The sequence below is a fragment of the Actinopolymorpha rutila genome (assembly GCF_013407855.1).
GTDB classification, from domain to species: Bacteria; Actinomycetota; Actinomycetes; order Propionibacteriales; family Actinopolymorphaceae; genus Actinopolymorpha; species Actinopolymorpha rutila.
In genome coordinates this window covers 163,906-186,649 of record NZ_JACBZH010000001.1, presented here as the reverse complement: position 1 = coordinate 186,649, position 22,744 = coordinate 163,906, and the positions used below count along the sequence as shown (strand labels likewise).

General features: G+C 70.8%; 18 protein-coding genes. 12 read left to right on the top strand and 6 right to left on the bottom strand.

Going from position 1 to position 22,744, the window contains the following annotated elements:
- Nucleotides 1-101: 101 nt before the first annotated feature.
- From F4554_RS00830 to F4554_RS00820, 3 genes are all read right to left on the bottom strand, one after another.
- Nucleotides 102-1,517: a glycosyltransferase family 87 protein gene (locus F4554_RS00830; RefSeq protein WP_337795815.1), complete on the bottom strand. Its 1,416-nt coding sequence runs from the start codon at nt 1,515-1,517 to the stop codon at nt 102-104.
- A 162-nt stretch (nt 1,518-1,679) separates the two neighbouring features.
- Nucleotides 1,680-3,731 carry a transglycosylase domain-containing protein gene (locus tag F4554_RS00825; RefSeq protein ID WP_179785578.1) on the bottom strand — a complete coding sequence of 684 codons (2,052 nt, stop codon included), beginning with the start codon at nt 3,729-3,731 and terminating at the stop codon, nt 1,680-1,682.
- Nucleotides 3,732-3,976: 245 nt separating this feature from the next.
- Nucleotides 3,977-4,393, bottom strand: coding sequence for a DUF5318 family protein (locus F4554_RS00820; RefSeq protein ID WP_179785577.1), 417 nt, complete (start codon nt 4,391-4,393; stop codon nt 3,977-3,979).
- Between the two features lie 315 nt (nt 4,394-4,708).
- Between F4554_RS00820 and F4554_RS00815 the strand changes: the two genes are divergently transcribed.
- Genes F4554_RS00815 through F4554_RS00805 form a run of 3 tightly spaced genes read left to right on the top strand, consistent with a single transcriptional unit; the run spans nt 4,709 to nt 7,822 of the window.
- Nucleotides 4,709-5,383: a PadR family transcriptional regulator gene (locus tag F4554_RS00815; RefSeq protein WP_179785576.1), complete on the top strand. Its 675-nt coding sequence runs from the start codon at nt 4,709-4,711 to the stop codon at nt 5,381-5,383.
- A gap of 18 nt (nt 5,384-5,401) precedes the next feature.
- The gene (locus F4554_RS00810; protein ID WP_179785575.1) at nt 5,402-6,487 is read left to right on the top strand and encodes an inositol-3-phosphate synthase; all 1,086 of its coding nucleotides are present in this window, start codon (nt 5,402-5,404) and stop codon (nt 6,485-6,487) included.
- An 18-nt stretch (nt 6,488-6,505) separates the two neighbouring features.
- Complete coding sequence (locus F4554_RS00805) at nt 6,506-7,822, top strand: MFS transporter (RefSeq protein WP_179785574.1); 1,317 nt, start codon at nt 6,506-6,508, stop codon at nt 7,820-7,822.
- Between the two features lie 39 nt (nt 7,823-7,861).
- On the opposite strand, the gene F4554_RS00800 is transcribed toward F4554_RS00805, so the two are convergent.
- Entirely contained in the window at nt 7,862-9,310 is a 1,449-nt protein-coding gene (locus F4554_RS00800) for a CCA tRNA nucleotidyltransferase (RefSeq protein ID WP_337795814.1), read from the bottom strand.
- 96 nt (nt 9,311-9,406) lie between these two features.
- Here F4554_RS00800 and F4554_RS00795 point away from each other — a divergent pair, with 96 nt between their 5' ends.
- The 8 genes from F4554_RS00795 (at nt 9,407) to F4554_RS00760 (ending at nt 20,046) form a co-directional block, all read left to right on the top strand.
- Nucleotides 9,407-11,722, top strand: coding sequence for a DUF6049 family protein (locus F4554_RS00795; RefSeq protein WP_179785573.1), 2,316 nt, complete (start codon nt 9,407-9,409; stop codon nt 11,720-11,722).
- Nucleotides 11,719-13,413, top strand: a complete 1,695-nt coding sequence (murJ, locus tag F4554_RS00790; protein WP_179785572.1) for a murein biosynthesis integral membrane protein MurJ — start codon at nt 11,719-11,721, stop codon at nt 13,411-13,413. Before F4554_RS00795 ends, murJ begins: the two co-directional genes overlap by 4 nt.
- 120 nt (nt 13,414-13,533) lie before the next feature.
- Nucleotides 13,534-15,294, top strand: coding sequence for a protein kinase family protein (locus F4554_RS00785; RefSeq protein ID WP_179785571.1), 1,761 nt, complete (start codon nt 13,534-13,536; stop codon nt 15,292-15,294).
- Nucleotides 15,291-16,040 carry an RNA polymerase sigma factor SigM gene (sigM, locus tag F4554_RS00780; RefSeq protein WP_179785570.1) on the top strand — a complete coding sequence of 250 codons (750 nt, stop codon included), beginning with the start codon at nt 15,291-15,293 and terminating at the stop codon, nt 16,038-16,040. The genes F4554_RS00785 and sigM overlap by 4 nt, the downstream gene beginning before the upstream one ends.
- Entirely contained in the window at nt 16,037-16,918 is an 882-nt protein-coding gene (locus F4554_RS00775; RefSeq protein ID WP_179785569.1) for a zf-HC2 domain-containing protein, read from the top strand. Before sigM ends, F4554_RS00775 begins: the two co-directional genes overlap by 4 nt.
- A gap of 170 nt (nt 16,919-17,088) precedes the next feature.
- Nucleotides 17,089-18,060 carry a thioredoxin-disulfide reductase gene (trxB, locus tag F4554_RS00770; RefSeq protein WP_179785568.1) on the top strand — a complete coding sequence of 324 codons (972 nt, stop codon included), beginning with the start codon at nt 17,089-17,091 and terminating at the stop codon, nt 18,058-18,060.
- 28 nt (nt 18,061-18,088) lie between these two features.
- Nucleotides 18,089-18,418, top strand: coding sequence for a thioredoxin (gene trxA / locus F4554_RS00765; protein WP_337795813.1), 330 nt, complete (start codon nt 18,089-18,091; stop codon nt 18,416-18,418).
- 482 nt (nt 18,419-18,900) lie between these two features.
- Nucleotides 18,901-20,046 (top strand): N-acetylmuramoyl-L-alanine amidase, encoded by a 1,146-nt coding sequence (locus F4554_RS00760; protein WP_179785567.1) that lies wholly within the window; start codon nt 18,901-18,903, stop codon nt 20,044-20,046.
- A gap of 262 nt (nt 20,047-20,308) precedes the next feature.
- Here F4554_RS00760 and F4554_RS00755 read toward each other — a convergent pair whose 3' ends face one another.
- Entirely contained in the window at nt 20,309-20,932 is a 624-nt protein-coding gene (locus tag F4554_RS00755) for a GNAT family protein (RefSeq protein ID WP_179785566.1), read from the bottom strand.
- Nucleotides 20,933-20,939: 7 nt separating this feature from the next.
- Nucleotides 20,940-21,296 (bottom strand): hypothetical protein, encoded by a 357-nt coding sequence (locus F4554_RS00750; protein ID WP_179785565.1) that lies wholly within the window; start codon nt 21,294-21,296, stop codon nt 20,940-20,942.
- Nucleotides 21,297-21,384: 88 nt separating this feature from the next.
- Between F4554_RS00750 and F4554_RS00745 the strand changes: the two genes are divergently transcribed.
- Nucleotides 21,385-22,740, top strand: coding sequence for an aminotransferase-like domain-containing protein (locus F4554_RS00745; RefSeq protein WP_420360741.1), 1,356 nt, complete (start codon nt 21,385-21,387; stop codon nt 22,738-22,740).
- Nucleotides 22,741-22,744 lie beyond the last annotated feature (4 nt).

Below are 22,744 nucleotides of genomic sequence, written 5' to 3'. Positions count from 1 at the left end.
GTCGCCGGAGCCACCGGGACCTGCGGCGCGGCCTCCGCCACGCCCGCCGTCACCGCGGCCGGGTCTTTCCGGCGGGTCCTCGGTCCACCTGCGTCGGTTGCTCACCGTGCCACACCCTCCTCCTGCAGGGCCCGTTCGGTCGGCTCCGGACTCCGGGAGCGTCCTCCACGCCACCAGTCCGCGTCGGCTGCGTCGTCGAAGGGCCCGCCGGTCGGGTCGTCGACCCGGTCACCGGCCCGCACGACGTCGGCGGAGGGCCGCAGGATGTCGCGGACCACCAGCACGCACAGGTAGCCGGTGGCCGCCACCCGGATGGCCACGGCGAGCCAGTAGAGCCGCTCCGCACCACCCGCGGCCAGGCTGCCGGACAGGTGCAGCCAGATGGCCAGCCAGTAGAGAAGTTCACCGACCTGCCAGATCGTCCAGTCCCGCCACCGCGGCCGGGCCAGCGCCACCAGAGGCAGCAGCCAGAGGACGTACTGCGGTGAGTAGACCTTGTTGACCAGCAGGAACGCCGCGACCGTCAGGAACGCGAGCTGGGCCAGCCGCGGTCGCCGGGGCGCGAACAGCCCCAGTGCCGCGATCCCGGCGCAGGCCAGCCCGAACAGCCCGAGGGAGACCGTGTTGACCGCCTTGAGCGGGTGCCCGGCCAGCCCGAGGACGTACCAGATCGATCCGAAGTCGCCCATCCGCGCGGTGTTGAACGACCAGAACACCGCCCAACTGCTCTCCGCGAGGAGCATCACCGGCAGGTTGACGACCAGCCACGCGGCCAGCGCCGACAGCGTGGTCGTGGTCCACAACCGCATCCGGCCGGTGCGCAGCGCGAGCACCAGCAGCGGGCCCAGCAACAGCAGCGGGTAGAACTTCGTCGCCGCGCCGAGCCCGATCAGGATGCCGGCGAGGTACGGACGCGACCGCGACCAGGCCAGCAGCGCACAGGTGGTGAGGGCGACCGCCGCGAGGTCCCAGTTGATGGTGCCGGCCAGTGCGAGCACCGGTGCCGCGGCGAAGAACAACACGTCGTACGGCCGGCGCAGGCACAGCCGGGCGAGAGCCCACACCGTCACCAGCGCGCAGACGAACAGGAACACGACGGTGAGGTCGAAGTACAGCACGCTGTCGCGCATCGCGTCCCCGGACCCGAACGCCTGGGTCAGCCAGGCGGTCACCTGCATCACCGCGCCGGTGAGGACGGGGTACTCCAGCGGCGGGTAGTTGCCGGTGTCGAGGTACGCGAGGTTGCCCTGGGCGAAGCCGCGCTCGCGGTAGAGGTACGGCACGTCGGTGTAGCAGAGATGGCTGAAGGCGTACCCGGACTCGCGCGGCCAGCCCACGCCGTGACACGGCACCTTCTGCAGGACGCCGAGGACGAACATCCCCGTCGTCACCGCGAACGCAACCGCCAGCGGCGTCCACCGGTTGCCACTCAGGCGCGCGTGCAGACCGACCGGGCCGCCGAGCCAGGTGGTCGCAAGGCGGGCGAGGGGATCCTCCCGGGAGGGACTCCTGTTCACCCGCGCCTCCGTCCGGTCCGGCGTCACGTCGGAGCCCATCGTGCCCTATCGCGCTGACCGGGTGGGCACCCTCCCGGTGCCACGCCGAACGACCTACACCGCGTCAACAGGTCGGGACGACGCGTCGGCTCCCGTCTCCCGGCAGTCACCGCTGGGCCGGGCTCACGGGAACGGCCGGTGGGGTCCCTTGGTCCTGGTCGGGCTGGGCGACGAGGTGGGGGTCGGGATGGGGAGGGTCTCGGTCGGCTTGGGCTTCGGGCCCGGCGGCTTCCGGGTGAAGGTCGGCGTCGGCGTCGGCGTGGGTGTGTCCGTGGGAGTCGGCGTCGGCGTCGGCGTGTCGGTCGGGGTCGGCGTGTCGGTCGGCGTCGGCTGGGGCGGCGGCGGGGTGAAGGTCGGCTTGGGGTTGACGACCTTGCCGAGCTTGGCCGGCGGCGGGAACTGAAGTACCGGCTGGCCGGCCAGCGCCTCGCGCATGAACGCCGTCCAGATCCGCGCCGGGTAGCCGCCGCCGAAGAACGTGTTCATTCCGCCCACGTTGTCCAGCGACTCCTTCTTCCCGTCGCCGTTCGCGTCCTTGTAGAACGCCACCGAGGCGGCCAACTGTGGGGTGTAGCCCACGAACCACGCCGTCTGGTCCTCGTGGGTGCCGGTCTTGCCTGCGGCGGGGCGGCCGAGGCCCTTCGCCGCCTCCTCCGCGCTGCCGTGCTTCACCACGTCCTCCAGCGCGTAGTCGAGGTCGCGGACCACCGGCTTGCTGAACTCCCGCTTGTTCGTCACCTTCGTCTCGTGCAGGACGTTGCCGCCCGGTGCGGTGACCTTCTCCACCAGGTGCCACGGCGCGCGCCTGCCCTCGGCCGCGAAGGTGGCGTAGGAGTTGGCCATGTCCATCGGGGACACCGACGCGAAACCGAGTGCGATCTTCGCGTGCTTGTCCAGGCCGGGCGAGTTCGCCGGTACGCCGGCGCGCAGTGCCGCGCCGTACACCGCGTTCGGGCCGATCTTGTTGACGGTGAGGTCGACGTAGGCGGTGTTGATCGAGTCCCTCGTGGCCTGCATCAGGTCGACGTAGCGGCCGTAGTCGCGGTTGAACTCGTTGCGCACCCTGTCGCCGTTGTCGAGTAGGAACGGCGAGTTGCCGGCGAACCGGCTGCGCAGGGACACCCCGTCCTCCAGCGCGGCGGCCAGGGCGAACGACTTGAACGTCGAGCCCGGCTGGAGCTTGGCCTGGGTGGCGTCGTTGAACTGGCGCTTGATGTAGTCCTTCCCGCCGTACATCGCGACGACCTCGCCGGTGCCCGGACGCACGGCGGCGCCGCCCGCGTACACCCCCTTGGCGTTCTTGGTCGGGAAGTGCTTCGCGAACGCGTCCTGCATGGCGCGCTGGGCCTTGGCGTCGACGGTCGTGGTGACCTGCAGGCCGCCGGTCTCGATCTGCGCCTCGCTGTAGCCGAGCTTGACCAGCTCCTTGCGCACCTGGCTGACGAGGTAGCCACCCGGTCCGGAGTTGTTGCTGCTCTTGCTGATCGGTTTGATCTTCGGCAGCGGCTCCTGCGCGGCCTGGGCGATGGACAGGTGCCCGAGCTTGGCCATCCCGTCGAGCACGTAGTGGTAGCGAGCCTCGAGCCGGGGCCGGTTGGTCGGGTCGGTGGCCGGGTCGTAGAAGGACGGCGCCCGCAGCAGGGACGCCAGCACCGCCGACTCCTGCGGCTTGAGATCCTGGACGTGCTTGCCGAAGTACGCCTGCGAGGCGGTCTCGATGCCCCATGCGCCGCGGCCGAAGTAGCTGGTGTTGAGGTAGTTCTGCAGGATCTCCTGCTTGGACAGTTGCCGCTGGACCTTCAGGGTGATGAAGAGTTCCTTCACCTTGCGGGTCCAGGTCTGTTCCTGGGTCAGGTAGTAGTTCTTGACGTACTGCTGGGTGATGGTGGAACCACCCTGGACGTTCTGACCCCGCGCGGTGTTCCACGCGGCGCGGGCGATACCGGTCGGCGACACACCTCGGTCGGTCCAGAAGCTGCGGTTCTCCGCCGCGATCACCGCGTCCTGGGTGTTCTTGGGCACCTGGTCCAGCGGCACCGAGATGCGGTTCTGGGCGTGGAAGGAGCCCAGGACGTTCTTGCCGTCGCGGTAGTAGATGGTCGTCGCGTTGGAGTCCAGCTTCGCGTTCGGGTCCGGCACGGACGTGCGCGCGTAGCCGATGACGAACGCCACCATGCCCAGGATGGCGATCCCGAGGAAGGCGAACAGGCAACCGAGCAGAAAGCGCCGCAGGCGCCGTCTGGGTCGCCTGCGGGATTGGCGGTGCCCGCGAGGTCCCCGATCCTCGCGTGGATCGCCATAGACGTCCACGGAGGTGTGGTCGTCGGCATACCTGTCTTCGTGTCTATGTGTCACGGTGTCGTTCCAGGGGGTTGCCCGGCAGCGGATTGGCGCTGACGAGGGTACGGCAGTTGGCCCGGCTAGGAGTACTCGTCCTCGACTGTGCGCTGCCGACGAGGCGGCCGCCGTGGCACACCGTCACCGAGGACGTACGAAAGCGTGAGGTGATTCCACGAGCAACCCTGGCAGACCTCGATGACATAGACCCGGAACTCACCGTGCTCACGGGCCATCCTCTCCAGCTCGGGAGTCTGCCGAATCCGGCCGGAGTACTGACCGAGTTCGTCACCGAAGACGTAGGTGACGTGGGTCAGCTTCTCCTTCCGGCAGATCGGGCAGGGCCGGTCGGTCGGTTCCCCGTGAAACTTCGCCGCCCGGAGGAGGTACGGGTCGGCGTCGCACACGTCCTCCATCACGGTCGCGTGGCCACCACGCAGCGCCTGCAGCGTCGCCTTCCGCTGCAGGCTGTAATCGACTACCGACCGTTGGGACCACATGCCAACGAGAGTACGGCCTTCGGCGGGAGCGTCGAGTCCCGCGGCGCAGGTGCGGCGATCAAACCTGCCGATCGGCCCGGCCGCCGTCGGTCCCCGGAGCGGTCACCCCTTGCGCTTCCACGGCGCCCGCCTCTATCGTCCGAACATCTCGACACGATGTATCAGTTCGATACATCGAATAGTGGACAATGTCCAAATCGGTGCGGGCCGGGCATCGTGAGGCGGCGCCACGGGCAGGCTTGGATCAGCCCGGATCGGGCTTGGAACGGGGCTCGGAACGGCGCTGGACGACGCGGGACAGGGACGGTGAGGTGCATGGCACGCCGCGGGGGCGTACTCGAGCTCGCGGTCCTGGGACTCCTGCACGAGGCGCCGATGCATGGTTACGAGCTGCGCAAGCGCCTCAACGCGAGGTTCGGGTGGGGACGCGCGCTGTCCTACGGCTCGCTCTATCCCTGCCTGAAGTCCCTGCTAGCCCGGGACTGCGTCAGCGAGGACTCCTCCGCCACCGACGTCGGCGACCGGACCTCCACCGGCACCGCCGCCCGGCGCCGGGCGCGGATCGTCTACCGCCTCACCCCCGCCGGTGAGCAACTCCTCACCGAACTGCTGGCCGAGGGCGGGCCGTCCGCCTGGGACGACGACAACTTCGGCGTCCGCCTGGCGTTCTTCGCGCGCACGGACGCGGCTGTACGCCTGCGCATCCTGGAGGGCCGGCGACGGCGGCTGGAGGAGCGCCTGGACCGCACCCGCGCGCAACTCCACCGTACGCAGGAACGCCTCGACACCTACGCCGTCGAACTCCAGCGGCACGGCGTTGAGTCCGTCGAGCGGGAGGTGCACTGGCTCAGCGACCTGATCGCCTCCGAACGCGTGGGCCGCCCCGCCGCCAAGGAACTGCCCGACCGGCCCGAGCCGGCCGACCGCCACGCCGACGACCACCATCCCGAAGACCGCCACCCAGAACAGCGCCACACCCAAGACCACTGAGAACCGAGGAGAAGGTCCATGAGTCCGCAGTCGATCCGGGTTGCCATCGTCGGCGTGGGAAACTGCGCGACGTCGCTGATCCAGGGAGTCCACTACTACCGCGACGCCGACCCCACCCAGAAGGTGCCGGGGCTGATGCACGTGCGGTTCGGCGACTACCACGTACGGGACGTCGAGTTCGTGGCCGCGTTCGACGTCGACGCCAAGAAGGTGGGCCTCGACCTCGCCGACGCCACCAGGGCCAGCGAGAACAACACGATCAGGATCTGTGACGTACCCCCGACCGGGATCACGGTCCAGCGCGGGCACACGCTGGACGGGCTCGGGAAGTACTACCGGGAGACGATCAGCGAGTCCGAGCAAGAGCCGGTTGACATCGTTGCGGCGCTGCGCGCGGCCGAGGCCGACGTGCTGGTCTCCTACCTGCCGGTGGGTTCGGAGGCGGCGGACAAGTTCTACGCGCAATGCGCGATTGACGCCGGGGTGGCATTCGTCAACGCCCTGCCGGTGTTCATCGCGACCGACCCGGAGTGGGCGGCGAAGTTCACCGAGGCCGGGCTGCCGATCATCGGCGACGACATCAAGAGCCAGGTCGGCGCGACGATCACACACCGCGTGCTGTCGAAGCTGTTCGAGGACCGCGGCGTCGTGGTGGAGCGCACGTACCAGCTCAACTTCGGCGGCAACATGGACTTCATGAACATGCTGGAGCGGGACCGGCTGGAGTCGAAGAAGATCTCGAAGACGCAGTCGGTCACGTCGCAGATCCCGCACCACCTGGAGAAGCGCAACGTGCACGTGGGCCCGAGCGACCACGTGCCCTGGCTGGACGACCGCAAGTGGGCCTACGTACGACTGGAGGGCCGCGCGTTCGGCGATGTCCCGCTCAGCCTGGAGTACAAGCTGGAGGTCTGGGACTCGCCCAACTCCGCCGGCATCATCATCGACGCGATCCGGGCGGCGAAGATCGCCAAGGACCGCGGCATCGGCGGGCCGATCCTTTCGGCGTCGTCGTACTTCATGAAAAGTCCGCCGGAGCAGTACTCCGACGACGTGGCCCGCGAACTGGTGGAGAAGTTCATCCGCGGAGAGGTCGAGCGCTGAACCGCCTACCCTGCTGGGGTGCGGTTTCTGCGTGACCTCGCCACCCTGCTGGGGCACCGATTCTTCCGGCGGCTGTTCGCCGTCCGGCTGGTCTCGCAGTTCTCCGACGGGGTGTTTCAGGTCGCGATCGCGTCGTACGTCCTGTTCTCTCCCGAACGCCAGCCGACCGCCACCGCGATCGCGGTCGGGTTCGCGGTGTTGTTGTTGCCGTTCTCCCTGCTCGGCCCGTTCTGCGGTGTGCTGCTGGACCGCTGGTCGCGGCGGCAGACGATGGTGTGGTGCAACGCCGTTCGCGCGGTGCTGGTGCTGATCGTCCTGGCGGTGACGCGCGGGGGCGGCGAGGGGCCGTTGTTCGTCCTTGCCGTCCTCGCCTGCCTGTCTGTCAACCGCTTCTTGCTCGCGGCCCTGTCGGCGGCCCTGCCGCACGTGGTCTCCACCGAACGCCTGGTGCTGGCCAACGCGGTCACCCCGACCTGCGGGACGCTCGCCTACCTCGTCGGCCTGGGCGTCGGCTCTACCGCGGCCGCGCTGGGGTGGGGAGCTCCGGCGACCGCGGAGTACGTCGTGCTGGTCCTCGCCAGTCTGGGCTATGCCGCCAGCGCGCTGCTGGTGCTGCGGATTCCGCGGCCGATGCTGGGGCCGGACCTCGCGGCGGCACGCGCCGAGGTCGCCGCGACGGTCCGGCACGTGCTGCGCGGCCTGGCCGACGGGGCGCGGCACGTGGTGGAGTGCCGGCCCGCGGCGTTCGGTTTGGCGGCGATCGCGGTCCAGCGCTTCTTCTTCACCCTGTGCACGGTGGCGATCATCCTGCTCTATCGCAACTACTTCGCCGCGGGCGACGCCGCCGCCGGGATCGCCGGCCTGGGCACCGCGGTGCTGGTGTCCGGGCTGGGCTTCGGGTCGGCGGCGCTGCTCACGCCGATCGCCGTCCGGCGGATCCGGAAGGAGGCCTGGATCGTGGTGCTCTTCCTCGTCGGGGCCGTGGCGGTGCTCGTACCGGGCACCTTCTTCACCGTGCCCGCGGTCCTGGTGACCGCGTTCGTCCTCGGCCTGTGCGCCCAGGGTGTGAAGATCTGTGTGGACACGCTGGTGCAGGAGACCGTCGCCGACGTCTACCGCGGCCGGGTCTTCTCGTTGTACGACGTGCTGTTCAACGTCGTCGTCGTGCTCGCCGCCGCCTTTGCCGCGCTGACGCTGCCGCCGACCGGGCGCTCGTACGCCGTGCTGGCGGTCACCGCGGTGGCCTACGTCGCCGCCGCGGTCGGCTACGCCCGGCTCACCGGCGTACGCCTGCGCCCTCGTACCCCGGTCTCCTCCGAATCGGCCGCGGAGTGACCGACGGGCCGCATGGGCGCACCGGCCGGACGGAATCGCTCAGGCCCGGGCTTCCGGCTGCTCCGCCCACCAACGCAGCAGCTCGCCGCGTACGGCGTCCTTGTCCAACCGTCCCTGGTCCAGGCGTACCTCCAGCAGGTGCTTGTACGCCCGGCCGACCACGGGACCAGGCGGGACGCCCAGCGTCTGCATGATCTCGTTGCCGTCGAGGTCCGGCCGGATGCTGGCCAGCTCCTCCTCCTCGGCCAGCCGCGCGATCCGCTCCTCCAGCTGGTCGTAGGTGCGCTGCAGGGAGGCCGCCTTGCGCCGGTTGCGGGTGGTGCAGTCGGCGCGGGTGAGCACGTGCAGCCGATCCAGCAGCGGCCCGGCGTCGCGGACGTAGCGGCGTACGGCGGAGTCGGTCCACTCCCCTCCGCCGTACCCGTGGAAGCGCAGGTGCAGCTCCACCAGCCGGGACACCGCGTCCATCTGCTCACCGGAGAACCGCAGCGCACGCATCCGCTTGGTCGTGATCCGGGCGCCCTTGACCTCGTGGTGGTGGAAGGTGACCCGGCCGCCGTCCTCGAAGCGCCGGGTCGCCGGCTTGCCCACGTCGTGCATCAGCGCGGCGAACCTGGTCACGAAGTCGGGGCCACCGGTGCCGATCCGCCCCTCCATGGCGATCGCCTGGTCGAGCACGGTGAGGCTGTGTTCGTACACGTCCTTGTGCCGGTGGTGCTCGTCGAGCTCCAGCCGCAGCGCGGGAAGCTCGGGCAGGATGTGGTCGGCCAGCCCGGCGCCGACGAGAAGCTCCAGCCCGGCACGGGGGTCGGGGCCGAGGACCAGCTTCACCAGCTCGTCCCGGACCCGCTCGGCGGACACGATGGTGATCCGGTCGGCCATCGCGCGGATCGCCGCCACCACCTCCGGCGCCACCGAGAAGCCGAGCTGGCTGGCGAACCTCGCCGCCCTCATCATCCGCAGCGGGTCGTCGGTGAAGGAGTCCTCCGGCCGGCCGGGTGTCCGCAGCACCCCCGCGGCCAGGTCGGTCAGCCCGCCGAACGGGTCGACGAACGCCCGGTCGGGGAGGTTGACCGCGAGCGCGTTGACGGTGAAGTCGCGCCGGCCGAGGTCGCCCTCCAGCGTGTCACCGAACGTGACCGCGGGCTTGCGGCTGTCGGAGCTGTACGCCTCCGCACGGAACGTGGTGATCTCGATAGTCCAGTCGCCCTTGCGGGCGCCGATCGTCCCGAACTCGCGGCCGATGTCCCATACCGCGTCTGCCCAGCCGGTGAGCAGGCGTTCGACCTCGATTGGCCGGGCGCTGGTGGTGAAGTCCAGGTCGAGGCCGAGCCGGCCGAGCAGCGCGTCACGGACGGAGCCGCCGACGAGCGCGAGCCGGGCACCGGCGGCCTGGAACCGCGCGCCGAGTTCGTCGATCACGGGGGCGATTCGCAGGAGTTCTCGTACTCCGCGCTGCTGGGCCTCGCTCAGGTGGTCGGTCGACACGGGAGGCAAGCGTACGGCCTCGGGTGTGGCCGTACGCCGTGGTGGGCGCGGACCGAGTCAGGCACCCCGCATAGAGACATGCCCTAGCATCGAGGCGTGTTGGCGGGTCGAGCAAGGTTGGCGACCGCCGTCCTGGCGGTGCTGGCGATGCTGGCCTGCGTCGGCGGCCTGGTCACGGCTTCCGCGACGCCCGCCTCGGCCCAGGTGCCGGGAGTACGCATCCAGATCGACTCCGTGACGCCGTACGCCACCAAAGGGACGAAAAACCTCCGCATCACCGGCCGGGTGGTCAACTCCGGCGACGTCCCGCTGTCCACCGTCAACGCGATGCTGTGGTTCGATCAGTCACCCCTCACGTCCCGTGACGAGCTCACCACTGCCGCCGCCGAACAGCCGGGCGAACGCCTCGGCACCCGCCTGGACCAGCCGTGGAACCTCGTCGACCAGGTGGCCCCGAGGCTGCGGCCGCACGCCGCCGCGCGCTTCGACGTCAACGTGCCGATGGCGCAGCTGGGACTGGACGCGGCCGGTGTGTACGTCGTGGGCGTCGACATCCGGGCCACCACGCCGGATTCCAGCCTGCGGGAAACCTGGCGGGCTCGTACCTTCCTGCCGTATCTCCCGGCGGGCACCAAGCTGACGCCGGTCGAGGTGGCGTTCGTCCTGCCCGTCACCGACCAGCCGCGCCTGGTCGACGGCGACGTCATGCGTTCCCCGTCCGGGAGCAACGACGCCGCCGAGACCCCGGCGCTCGGGGAGTTCGGGCCCAACGGTCGGCTGAGCCGGCTGCTCGAACTCGGCGCCCGCCACGGACTCAGCTTCCTCGTCGACCCGTCCCTGCTGGACGAGGCGCAGCGGATGTCCGACGGGTTCACCACCTCGTCGGGCACCAAGGTCAGTGCCGCCCAGACCGCCGACGTGCGCCGGTGGCTCAACCGCGCCCGGGGTGTGCTCGCTGCCGGTGACGCGAAGATGCTGCCGTACGCCGACCCCGACCTGCCCGCTCTGCAGCGCTACCACCTCACCGACCGCTACCCCCAGGCGGTCCGGGCCGCCGACCAGGCCTCGGACGAGTACCAGACCGGCGGCACCCTCGTCTGGCCCGGCGCGGGCTACGCCGACGCGGGCACCCTGGAGACGATCGCCGCCAGCAAGGCCCACACGGTGCTGCTGTCCCAGCCGGCCCTGCCCACCCTGCCCAAGGACGGCTCCAGCCCGGTGGCGTCGCTGGCCACCCCTGAAGGCGCGGTGACCGCGCTGGTTGCCGACCCGTCCCTGACCGCCGGCGGGCCGGGCGGACAGTCCTCACCCGTGAGCATCCAGCAGCGGTTCCTGAGCGAGACCGCGCTGGCGGCGATGCAGGGCGGCGACCCGGCCACCACGCTGCGGCGGATGGTCGCCGCGATGCCGCGCGACTGGAACCCCGGTGCCTCCGGCGACACGTTGTTCCGCACCGTCGAGTCGGTCTCCTGGCTGCGGCCCCTCTCGGTCGGCGCGCTGCTGTCCCAGGCGCCGACGGCCTACGGCGGCCCGCTGCGTACTTCCCCCAGAGACACCCGGGCCGAGCTCAGCCCGCGCCACGTCCAGCACCTGCGCGAGCTCGCGGCCAACTCGGCCGAACTCCTGGACATGCTGGCCGAGCCGGAGCGGTCCCGCCCGGCGCTGGACCGGGAGTTCCTGCGTGGAGCCTCCACGTCGTGGCGGCGCGACGACGCCGACGCGATCGACCTCGTCGACAGCATGAGCTCCCGGATCCGTACGGCCATCGGCCGGGTGGAGGTCGTCCCGCCACGCCTGGTGACGCTGTCCAGCCAGACCGGCCGCTTCCCGGTGACGATCTGGAACCGCGGCAACCAGCCGGTGGAGGTACACCTCGAGGTGCGCCCCCGCGACCCCGAACTGCTCAAGGTGGCCCCGATCGACCCGGTGCGCGTCGACCCCCACCGCAAGGCGACGGTGAGCGTGACGGCGCAGGCACCGGCGGACAGCAGAGTCCGGTCCGCGGTGCAGATGGAGGCGCGGGTGACGACCCGTTCCGGTACGTCGTTCGGCGCCACCCAGCCGTTCTTCGTCAGGGTCACCGGCTACGGTCAGGTCGGCTGGGTGGTCATCTTCGTCGGCCTGGGGTTGTTGCTGTTGGCGGCCGGTACGCGTATCGTGCGGCGGCTGCGGTCGGCCGCGGCGGCACGGAGGGCCAGGGCCGGCGGTCAGGGCGAGGCGGCCACCGAGGTCGGCGAGCCCGCCGAGCCCGATCGGGCCGAGCCGACTCCGGACGACGTGCCGGGTGACCCGGACCGGTCCAACGGCCGGGCCGCGCAGCCGCACGACAAGGAATCCGGCAGCCGGCCCGGTTCCGAGCCCGGCTCCCAGCCCGGCTCTCCTGGCCCCGACATGACGAAGGCGAAGCGGTGAACGGTGACGTCGCTGTCCCCCAGAAGAAGGAACCACGAAGCGAGCAGGCCAGCCTGCTGCGCGCCAGCGCGGTCATGGCGGCCGGCACCGTGGTCTCCCGGGTCACCGGCTTCGCCCGCAGCCTGGTCCTCGTCTGGGCACTCGGCACGGCGTTCTTCGCGGACACGTTCAACCTCGCCAACACGATCCCCAACTCGCTCTACATCCTGATCGCCGGCGGCGCGCTCAACGCGGTCTTCGTGCCCCAGCTCGTCCGGGCGATGAAGAACGACCCGGACGGTGGTGTGGCGTTCGCCCAGCGGCTGCTCACGCTGGCGGCGCTCGTCCTGGCCGGCATGAGCGTGGTGGCCGTGGTCTGCGCCCCGCTGCTGGTGCGGGCCTACTCCGGGGCGGCGATGAACTCGCCGGCCAACCGGCCGTACTTCGACCTCGCGGTGGCGTTCGCGTGGTACTGCCTGCCACAGATCTTCTTCTACGGCCTGTACGTCATCCTCGGCCAGATGCTGAACGCCCGCGGGCGGTTCGGGCCGATGATGTGGTCACCGATCCTCAACAACATCGTCTCGATCGTCGTCTTCGTGGCGTTCATCGTGATCTCCGACGCGGACACCCCGCAGGAGATCACCGGCGCGCAGATCCTGTTGCTGGGCCTCGGCTCGACCCTCGGCATCGCCGTCCAGGCGCTGTGCCTGCTGCCCGTCCTGCGCAGCGCGGGCTTCCGGCTCCGCCCGAGGTTCGACTTCCGGGGCGGCGGCATCGGCAAGTCCGGCCGGCTGGCGATCTGGACCGTCGGGTTCGTCCTGGTCAACCAGGTGTGGTTCATCGTGGCCACCCGGCTGACCACCGCGGTGAGTGCGCAGGCGCTGCAGAAGTTCGGGCACGACAGCGGGTACGGCCTCACGCCGTACCTCAACGCCTATCTCATCCTGATGCTCCCGCACGCGGTGATCACGGTCTCGATCGTGGCCGCCCTGCTGCCGCGGATGAGCCGGTCGGCGGCCGAGGGTGACAACGGTGCGGTCCGCGCCGACCTGTCGTACGGCCTGCGCCTCACGGCCGTGGCGATCATCCCGGCGTCGATCGCCTTCCTCGCCCTCGGCGCGGACATGACGACCGCGCTGTTCTTCTTCCTGCACGGCGGCGGGGACACCAGCGCACGGTTCATGGGGTACGTCCTGATGGGGTTCGCGCTCGGCCTGATCGGGTTCTCCAGCCACCACATCGTGCTGCGCGGCTTCTACGCCTACGAGGACACCCGCACGCCGGTCTTCGTCCAGATCGGGGTGGTCGCGGTGGGCATCGTGTGCTCGGTGGTCGCCTACGCCGTCCTGCCGGTGCAGTGGAAGACGGTGGGCATCGCCGCGTCGTACGGCCTCGGCTACTGGATCGGGTTCCTCGGCAGTCTGGTCGTGCTGCGCCGCCGGATGGGCGGGGTCGACGGGCGCCGGCTGTTCAGCACGTACGCCCGGGCCGGCGGGGCGGCTCTGATCCCCGGTGTGCTCGCGTACGCCCTCGCCCGGCTCGTGACCGCGGGGCTCGGCGACTCCCCGCTGGTGGAGCTGCTGGCGGTGGCGGTGGGTGGAGTGGTCCTGCTCGGGGGATACCTTGTCCTGGCCAGGCTGTTCGCGGTCCGGGAGATCGCCGAGCTCCTCGGCCTGCTCCGTACCCGGCTGGGCCGGTCCGCGGCCTGAGGGCCCACGGCGCTCGTCGCGCGCGTCTCCGGGCGAGCGCTCGGAGCAATCGGGCATTAGCATGTAAGCGCCAGTCAGACAGTCCGGGACGGATCGCGTCCCTCGGCGAGCAGGAGGGCCGTGCATCCGACCGATGTCGACCCGGGCGTGACCCTCGCCGGTCGTTACCGTGTCGCCGAGCTTCTCGCGGAGACCCCCGGCGACGGTGGGGTGGCGCAGACCTGGCGGGCCATCGACGAGGTTCTCTCACGTTCCGTGGTCGTGCACGTGCTGGCTGCGGACGATCCGCGGGTCGACCATCTGCTGGAGGCGTCCCGGCGGGCCGCGACCGCCGCCGACGTACGCTTCATCCGCGTGCTCGACGCACTGCGTGACGACGGGGTCGCCTACGTCGTCCGCGAGTGGGTGGCCGGCCGCAGCCTCGGCGCGCTGCTGGCCGACGGACCGTTGCCACCCCAGCAGGCCGGACTGCTGGTCCGTGAGGTGAGCGAGGCGATCGCCCGCGCCCACGACCAGGGTCTGTCCCACGACCGGCTCGACCCCGACTCCGTGGTGGTCACCGACACCGGCTCCATCAAGATCGTCGGGCTGGCGACCCAGGCCGCGCTCAGCGGTGCCCGCACCGACGAGGAGACCGGCACCGATCCGCAACGCGAGGACGCGGTCGGCATCGGCCGGCTCCTCTACGCCGCGCTGACCGCGCGCTGGCCGGCCGGGCCGCGCAGCGGACTGAACGCCGCACCCCGCGCGGCCGACGGCTCACTGTTGTCGCCCCGGCAGTGCCGGGCCGGCGTCCCGCGCACCCTGGACGAGATCACCGAGCGGATCCTCGACGAGCATCCCCGGCACGGCGACCCGCTGACCACGCCGCAGCAGATCGCCGCCGCGCTCACCGAGGTCGTCGGCATGACGCCGATCGAGGGAGTGCTCCCGCCGGCCTCGATGTCCGGTGGCGGGCACGACCCGGGCCACCACGCGGGCGGGCACGGGGCCCCCAACTACGCCGACGCACCCACCCAGGTCGGTGTCCCGCCGGTCGGTGCCACCCGCGGCGACCTCAACGGCCGCGCACAGGGCCACACCCAGCACGGCGGTGGCGGCGGTGATCTCGGCGACCAGACCCAGCGGGTGCCGCCCGCCGACATGTCCCGCATGTCCCACGAAGCCATGCACCCGCGCGGCAACTACGCCCCGCCGCACCCGCCCGCACAGGCCCCACACCACTACCCCCAGCAGGAACGCGAGCAGCGGCCACGCTGGTGGCGGATCGCCGCGGCCCTGGTGGCGCTGTTGGTACTGGCCGGGGCCGGGTTGCTCGGCTGGCAGCTGATGAGCACGGCGTTCGACAACCCGGGCCCCTCGACGACCCCCTCGGCGAGCGACACCCCCACCCCGGACAAGACCAAGACGCCGGCGGCGGGCTCGCCCATCCGGATCACCGGAGCCAAGGACTTCGACCCGCCGCCGGGTGGCAACGGCGAGGAACACCCCGAGGACGTCGCCAAGGCCTACGACGGTGACCAGGCCACGATGTGGACGACGATGAGTTACCGCAACAACCCCCAGCTCGGCGGCCTCAAGCCGGGCGTGGGCGTCTGGTTCGATCTCGGCAAGCCGGTCGACGTGGGCCGGGTCGAGCTCAGCCTGCGCAGCGGCGGCACCGACGTCCAACTGCGGGCGGCGCCGGAGGGCGCGTCGAGCGCACCGGCCAGCATCGACGACTGGCAGCAGATCGCCAAGCAGGACGGCGCCGACGGCGAGGTGACGCTGCGCCCGGACAAACCGGTGCACACCCGGTTCCTGCTGGTCTGGCTGACCAAGCTGCCGCCCGACGGTTCCGAATACCGTGGCGGGATTGCGGAGATCGTCGTACGCCGATGACCACCAGCACCCCGGACACCCTCGCCGAGGGCGGTGCACCGACCGACCGGGAACTCATCGCGGCACACGTGGCGGGCGACCCGGACGCGTTCGCCACGTTGTTCCGCCGGCACCGTGACCGGCTGTGGGCGGTGGCGCTTCGCACGATGTCCGACCCTGACGAGGCCGCCGACGCCCTGCAGGACGCACTGATCTCAGCGTTCCGCAACGCCGGCCAGTTCCGCGGCGACTCGGCGGTGACCACCTGGCTGCACCGCGTGGTCGTCAACGCCTGCCTGGACCGCATCCGGCGTCGCGCCGTCCGGGCGGCCGACCCACTGCCCGAGGACGACCGGGCGGCCGAGCTCGCCGCCGATCGGCCACCGGACCCGGCGGAGGCGCAGGAGCTTCGGATCGACGTCCTCACCGCCCTCGACTCGCTCAATCCGGACCAGCGGGCGGCGATTGTGCTGGTCGACATGGAGGGCTACTCCGTGGAGGAGGCGGCGCAGATCCTCGGGTGTGCGCCCGGGACGATCAAGAGCCGGTGTGCGCGGGGCCGGGCCAGGCTCGTGCCGCTGCTGACCCACCTCCGACCGACCGCCGGCGCCGTCTCCGAGCCCGCCGAAGCCGGTGGGAACCACCCGGCGGCACCTGACGTCCAACGCGTTCGAGGGGCCCGAAGCGACCAGGACCCGGATCACACCCGGCCTTCGGCCACCCACCGCCGAGGAGGCGCGCGACGACGTGGAGGTGAGGCGAAGTGACGGCCGGCCCGCACGTTGACGACGACACCCTGGCCGACGCCCACGCCGGGCTCCTGTCCGACGCCGAGAACGCCCGGATCGACGCTCACCTGGCCGGCTGCGCGGAGTGCTCGGCCGCCGCGGACGCGCACGCGGAGCTCGAACACCTGCTCCGGGAGAGCGCGGCCATCCCCACCCAGATGCCGTCGGCGGTCGCCGACCGGATGGAGTCCGCACTCGCGGCGGAGGCACGCACTCGCGCCGCCGGTCAGGCCGGAGTGACCTCGCTCTCCACCGCCCGCGACCGTGCCGATCATGCCGCCCGTGCCGACCGTCGCTCCGGATGGCTTCGTCCCTCCCGGCTCCTCGCCGTCGCCGCCGGCGTGGCCGTGCTCGCCGCCGGTGCGGGCGTGGCCGGCAACCTCCTCGACAAGCGCAACGACGTCCAGGTCGCCGGTGGATCACATTCCACGGCGCCGCGCACGCCGTCGCCTTCGACCGCCTCCCCTTCACCGCGACCGTTGCGCCCCAGGAGCTACGCCTTCACCGCGAAGGCGGCCGGCACCGACTTCTCCGCGGCCGGCTTCGGCAGCGAGGTCGGCGCCGTCGTCGAGGCGGCCGCGCCGAAGGCGCCGGGCAAACCGATCGGCCCCCAGAGCAACAACGGCATCGCCCCCGACCCCAGCCCCTGCGTCAGCCGGGTGCTGGACGACGCCGGCGCCGGCGGAACGCTCCTGGACACCGTCGGAGCACGCTTCGGCGGCGTCCCCGTGATCGTGGCGCTCATCAGGACCAGCGGCGGCTCGTCGGGCCAGCCCAAGGTCCGGGCGTACGCCGTCGCGGGATGTCCGTCGGAAGGGGCACACGTCGTCCACTCCGCGCAGGTGCCGGTGCGCTGATCACCGCCACAGCGCGCGCCGGTGGTCCGGATCGACCGGTTTCTGACTGATGTCACATGGAACATCACCGCGTGTGCAGGTCCCTGGCGACCGGATGGCGCCGGAATGCCCGACGCCTAGGATCGGTTACGCATGGGCAGCGTCAGTTGCTTTGGAGAGCGAGGTAGTCCGTGTCCGATGTCCGCAATGTGATCGTGATCGGCTCCGGGCCCGCGGGATACTCCGCGGCGCTGTACGCCGGACGCGCACGGCTGCAACCGCTGGTGTTCGAGGGATCGGTGGAAGCCGGCGGCGCCCTGATGAACACCACCGACGTGGAGAACTTCCCCGGCTTCCCGGACGGCATCATGGGCCCGGACCTGATGGACAACTTCCGCAAGCAGGCCGAGCGCTTCGACGCCGAACTGGTCTCCGACGAGGTGCACAGCGTCGACCTGACCAACGAGGTCAAGGTCGTCCGTGACTCCGCCGGGGTCGAGCACCGGGCGTACGCGGTCATCCTCGCGATGGGCTCGGCCTACCGCAAACTCGGCATCCCGGGCGAGGAGCTCCTCTCCGGGCACGGCATCTCCTGGTGTGCCACCTGTGACGGCTTCTTCTTCCGCGAGCAGGACATCGCCGTCGTCGGCGGTGGTGACTCCGCGATGGAGGAGGCGCAGTTCCTGACGAAGTTCGCCCGGTCGGTGACCGTGGTGCACCGTCGGGACGCGCTGCGGGCCAGCAAGATCATGCAGGACCGCGCGCTGGCCAACCCCAAGATCCGGTTCCTGTGGAACACCGAGGTGCTGGCTGCCGAGGGTGCCGACAAGCTGGAAGGCCTGCTGGTGCGGGACACCAGGACCGGTGAGCAGTCGACGTTGCCGGTGACGGGGTTCTTCGAGGCGATCGGGCACGACCCGCGCAGTGAGCTCGTCCGGGGCCAGGTCGATCTCGACGAGGCCGGCTACGTCCTGGTCGACCACCCGAGCACCCGGACCACCCTGCCGGGAGTGTTCGCCGCCGGTGACCTCGTGGACAGCACCTACCGGCAGGCCGCCACCGCGGCCGGAACCGGTGTGGCCGCCGCCCTGGACGCCGAGCGCTACCTGGCGGCGCTGGAAGACGACACGGACGTGCAGACCGCACAGACCGTGGAAGCCTGAGACGAAAACCCTTCGAGAGGAGACACCAGTGGGCGAAATCAAGCCGGTGACCGATGCCGAGTTCCCGACCACGGTCCTGCAGAGCGACAAGCCGGTCGTTGTCGACTTTTGGGCGGAATGGTGCGGTCCCTGCCGTCAGGTGGCGCCCGTACTGGAGGAACTCGCCAAGGAGTACGCCGACAAGATCACGTTCCTCAAGCTGAACGTCGACGAAAACCCGCAGACGCCGCTCGAGTACCGCGTGACCGGCATTCCGACCATCAACGTCTACAAGGGCGGTCAGGTCGTGAAGTCGCTGGTCGGCGCGCGTCCCAAGGCGGCGATCAAGGCCGAACTGTCGGACCTCGTACCGGCCTGACCGGCTGGGTCACGACTGGTCGCGACTGACTCCGACCAGCACGCGGCGAGCATCCCGTAGGGGGTGGGCCGTCCGCGCTCGGGTTCCACCGAAGGCCCCGACCGTGCGCACCGCTTGTTTCGTACCGCCACTCCGGCGGAAGGAAGCGGCGGGCGCCGGTCGGGGCCTTCGCGTACCGGCCTTCTTGTACGGCCGTCTCGTCCGCATCCTCGCCCGGCACTGCTTCGGCTCGGGTGGGCCCCACCTTCGGCCTCCCCCATCCGTACGGCCCGCCGGTATGAGCCCGGCCACCCACCATGGCCGACCCCGCCGCCACCGCGCTGGTCCCGTTCTGCACCGGCCGGACGTCATCCGCCACGCTCGGCCCGTTCGCCGGGGTCCGCACCGAGGGATGGGCCCTGCCAGCGGGCATGGATAGCATGGCGACGCCGATCCGGGCCCAGGCCGGGGCCCGTGCGTACGCAGCGACTTCGGAGGCGCCCATGACCGAGCACCGATACGGGCTGGGCGACCGCGGTCCAGCGGTGGCCGAGATCCGTACGAAGCTGGTCCAGCTGGGCATACTGCCGACGACCGCCGAGGCCGTCGGGCACGTCGACGCGCCGTTCGACGAGAGCGTCGATCGAGCCGTACGCCAGTTCCAGCAGCAGCGCGGACTGACGGCCAACGGCGTGGTCGACGCCGAGACCTACCGCGTCCTCGACGAGGCACGCTGGCGGCTCGGTGACCGGCTGCTGTCCTACACCGCCGGCCACCTGCTCACCGGCGACGACGTCGCCACGCTGCAGCGCCGGCTGATGGAGCTGGGGTTCGAGGTCGACCGGATCGACGGGATGTACGGCCCCAGCACCGAACACGCCGTACGAGAGTTCCAGCACAGCGTGGGCGCACCGGCCGACGGCACCTGCGGTCCGGCGACGTTCAAGGCGCTCGCCCGGCTGTCGCCGATCGTCACCGGCGGGCGGGCCGACGCGCTCCGCGAGTCCGAGCGCATCCACCGCTCCGGCCCCCGGCTGCCCGGCAAGGTGGTCGTCATCGACCCCGGACACGGCGGCGCCGACCGGGGCTGCTCGGCCAACGGGTTGTCGGAGGCAGAGATCGCTTTCGACCTCGCCTGCCGGATCGAGGGCCGGCTGGAGGCGACCGGCGTCCGGGTCTACCTGTCGCGTGGGCGCGACGCGAGCCCGGACGAGGCCACCCGCGCACGGTTCGCCAACGAGACCGACGCCGACCTGGTGGTGTCGTTGCACGTCGACGAGCACCCCAACCCGCACGCCAGCGGAGTCGCGACCTACTACTACGGCACCGCCGGCCACGAGGACGACATCCCGTCGACGCTGGGCGAACGCTTCGCCGGTCTGGTCCAACGCGAGATCGTCGCCCGCACCGACCTGCGCGACTGTCACACCCACGCCAAGACCTGGGACCTCCTCCGCTACACGCGGATGCCGGCCGTCCGCATCGAGCTCGGCTACGTGACCAACCCCAGCGACGCGGCCCGGATCTCCGACCCCGGCTTCCGGGACGTCGTCGCCGAGGCGATCGTGGTCGCCGTCCAGCGGGTCTACCTGCCCCCGGAGATGGACGCGCCCACCGGGGTGCTCCAGCTCGGCGAACTCATCCGCTGACCGCAGCAGGCTCGCCCACCCGCCCGCGCTCTGTTGCGGTCGCGTTCCCGTCGTGTCCTCGCCGTCGGGTGCATCCGCGTACAGCCAAGTGTGGTTGCGAGCCGTCAACGGGACCTTGCTCACGTCCGGATCGCCATTACTGCCTGCGATTCGGCACCTGGGCAGGCACCTGTCAACCCCGTCCTGCGGGTGACAAGGCCGGGTTGACAGCCGGTCCTGGTGGACCGACTCGTCAGCCCTAACGCCGAACCCGGACCGGACCTCAGGCGGGGTTCGGAACGCCTTCGGGAGTCATCGAGTCGATCAGCTTCTCCAGCGCCGCCTCGACGTCCTCCTTCCAGGTAAGGACGTTGCGGAGTTCGATCCGTAGCCGGGGGTACCGATGGTGTGGGCGTACGGTCTTGAATCCCACCGACAGCAGGAAGTCCGCGGGCAGCACACACTCGGGTCGATGCCAGTTCGCGTCACCGTAGACCTCCACCGCGCGGACGCCTCGCCGGAGCAGATCCTTCACCACGCTCTGGACCATCACCCGGCCGAGACCGGCCCCCGCGAAGTCCGGAAGCACCCGCGCCGTCATCAGCAGGACGGCGTCCGCGCTCACCGGCGAGGTGGGAAAGGCGACCGAGCGGGGCACGTACGACGGGGGTGCGTACATCGCGAACGCCGCCGGCACGTCGTTGACGTAGCAGACCTTTCCGCACGACCCCCACTCCAGCAGGGCGGCGGAGATCCACGCCTCCTTCTCCAGCGCGGGGTCACCGGCGTCCTCTGCGCGTTGGCGAGCGACCGGATCGAGTTCCCAGAAGACACACCGCCGGCACGGCCACGGCAGATCGTCGAGGTTGTCGAGAGTGATGTTGACGATACGGCGTGTGGTACCCATGGTGTTGCTACCCGCGCCCTCCCCGACCGACGTGCTCGGCCCGGTCGGTCCGCCCCCCGGTTGCCGCCTGGTTGACCCGATGGGCCCGGTCGGCACCGTTTGCGTGGTCAGCGCCGTTTGCATCGCTTGCGTGGCCGGCCCCGTTTGCCGCCGAGGAGGGCGAGGAGGGCGAACTGTCCGAAGCGATGGTATGGGCCGGTTGGCTGGCCGTGTGGTCATCGGAGGCCACCGGCGCCGCGTAGCCGCCGGCGTACGCGACCACGGGTTCACCGGCGCGGTGGTGTCGTCGCCTCAGTAGTGCGCTCACAAAACCGGCGAGCGCTCCCGCACCGATGCCCATCAGCATCCAGGTGACGATCCGCATGACTACCCTTCTGGTGCTGACCCAGGTCCCCGCGAGGCCGCTCCATAGGGCATCGTAGTAGCGAGTGGGCAGCCCAGGGGGTATGTGGCTGCGCGCTTCCGCGAAGAGAGGAGCGTACGCCGCTATGGAGGGCAGTCCGGAGCACCGGCCAGTACACCGCGAGACGAGGTTCGACGCCGACGTCACGCGGTACGCAGCACGCGCCAAGGGCATGGTCGCCTCCGAGATCCGAGCGTTGTTCTCCGTCGCCAACCGCCCGGAGGTCGTCTCTCTCGCCGGTGGCTCACCCAACATCTCCGGGCTTCCCCTCGACGTGGTCGGCTCGCTACTCAACGAGCTCGTGGTCGACCACGGCGCGGTCGCGATGCAGTACTCCCCTGCCCAGGGGGATCCACGGCTGCGGGAGCAGATCACCGAGGTGATGGCGGAGGTCGGCATCGACGCCAACCCCGACGACGTGGTGGTGACTGTCGGTAGTCAGCAGGCGCTCGACCTGGTGACCCGGATCTTCTGCGACCCCGGCGACACCGTGGTGTGCGAGGCTCCCAGCTACGTGGGTGCGCTCGGCGTCTTCGCCGCCTACCAGTGCGACGTCGTGCACGTCGAGATGGACGACCAGGGGCTGGTGCCCGAGCACCTGGACAACGCGCTCGCCTCCCTGGCCGCGCAGGGCCGGCGGGTGAAGCTGCTTTACACCATCCCGAGCTACCACAACCCGATGGGCGTCTCGCTTAGCCTCGACCGGCGGCAGCGGGTGCTGGAGATCTGTCACCGGCACGACGTTCTGGTGGTCGAGGACGACCCGTACGGCCTGCTCGGGTTCGAGGGCGAGCCCTACCGCGCGCTCCGCGCCGACGACCCCGCCCGGGTGGTCTACCTCGGGTCCTTCTCCAAGACGTTCGCGCCCGGGTTCCGGGTGGGCTGGGCGCTGGCCCCGCACGCGATCCGGGACAAGCTGGTGCTGGCCCAGGAGTCGGCGACCCTGTGCCCGCCGACGTTCAGCCAGTACGCCGTGGCGACCTACCTCGCCAACCACGACTGGAAGGGCCAGATCAAGTCCTTCCGGGAGATGTACCGCGAGCGCAGGGACGCCATGCTGGAGTCGCTGGCCGACCTGATGCCGGCGACCACCACGTGGACCACGCCGCGGGGTGGGTTCTTCGTCTGGGTCACCCTCCCCGACGGCATCGACGCGAAGGCGATGTCGCCGCGAGCGGTGACGTCCCGGGTGGCGTACGTGCCGGGTACGGCCTTCTACGCCGACGGGTTCGGCTCGCAGAACATGCGGCTCTCGTACTGTCTGCCCCCACCGGACCGGATCCGGGAGGGTGTCCGCCGATTGGCGGCGGTGGTGGAGCGGGAACTAGAGCTTCGGGAGACCTTCGGGCCCGTACGCGGTGGCCGCGACGGAGGTATCGAGTTCCCTGGCCCAGAGGTGCGCTGAGAAG

Excerpts from the sequence above, each read along its gene's own strand:
- F4554_RS00755 (WP_179785566.1), bottom strand. The coding sequence starts at position 20,932 with ATGGGTACCACACGCCGTATCGTCAACATCACTCTCGACAACCTCGAC.
- F4554_RS00815 (WP_179785576.1), top strand. The coding sequence starts at position 4,709 with ATGGCACGCCGCGGGGGCGTACTCGAGCTCGCGGTCCTGGGACTCCTG.
- F4554_RS00825 (WP_179785578.1), bottom strand. The coding sequence starts at position 3,731 with ATGGTGGCGTTCGTCATCGGCTACGCGCGCACGTCCGTGCCGGACCCG.
- F4554_RS00750 (WP_179785565.1), bottom strand. The coding sequence starts at position 21,296 with ATGCGGATCGTCACCTGGATGCTGATGGGCATCGGTGCGGGAGCGCTC.
- F4554_RS00760 (WP_179785567.1), top strand. The coding sequence starts at position 18,901 with ATGACCGAGCACCGATACGGGCTGGGCGACCGCGGTCCAGCGGTGGCC.
- F4554_RS00810 (WP_179785575.1), top strand. The coding sequence starts at position 5,402 with ATGAGTCCGCAGTCGATCCGGGTTGCCATCGTCGGCGTGGGAAACTGC.
- F4554_RS00820 (WP_179785577.1), bottom strand. The coding sequence starts at position 4,393 with ATGTGGTCCCAACGGTCGGTAGTCGATTACAGCCTGCAGCGGAAGGCG.
- sigM (WP_179785570.1), top strand. The coding sequence starts at position 15,291 with ATGACCACCAGCACCCCGGACACCCTCGCCGAGGGCGGTGCACCGACC.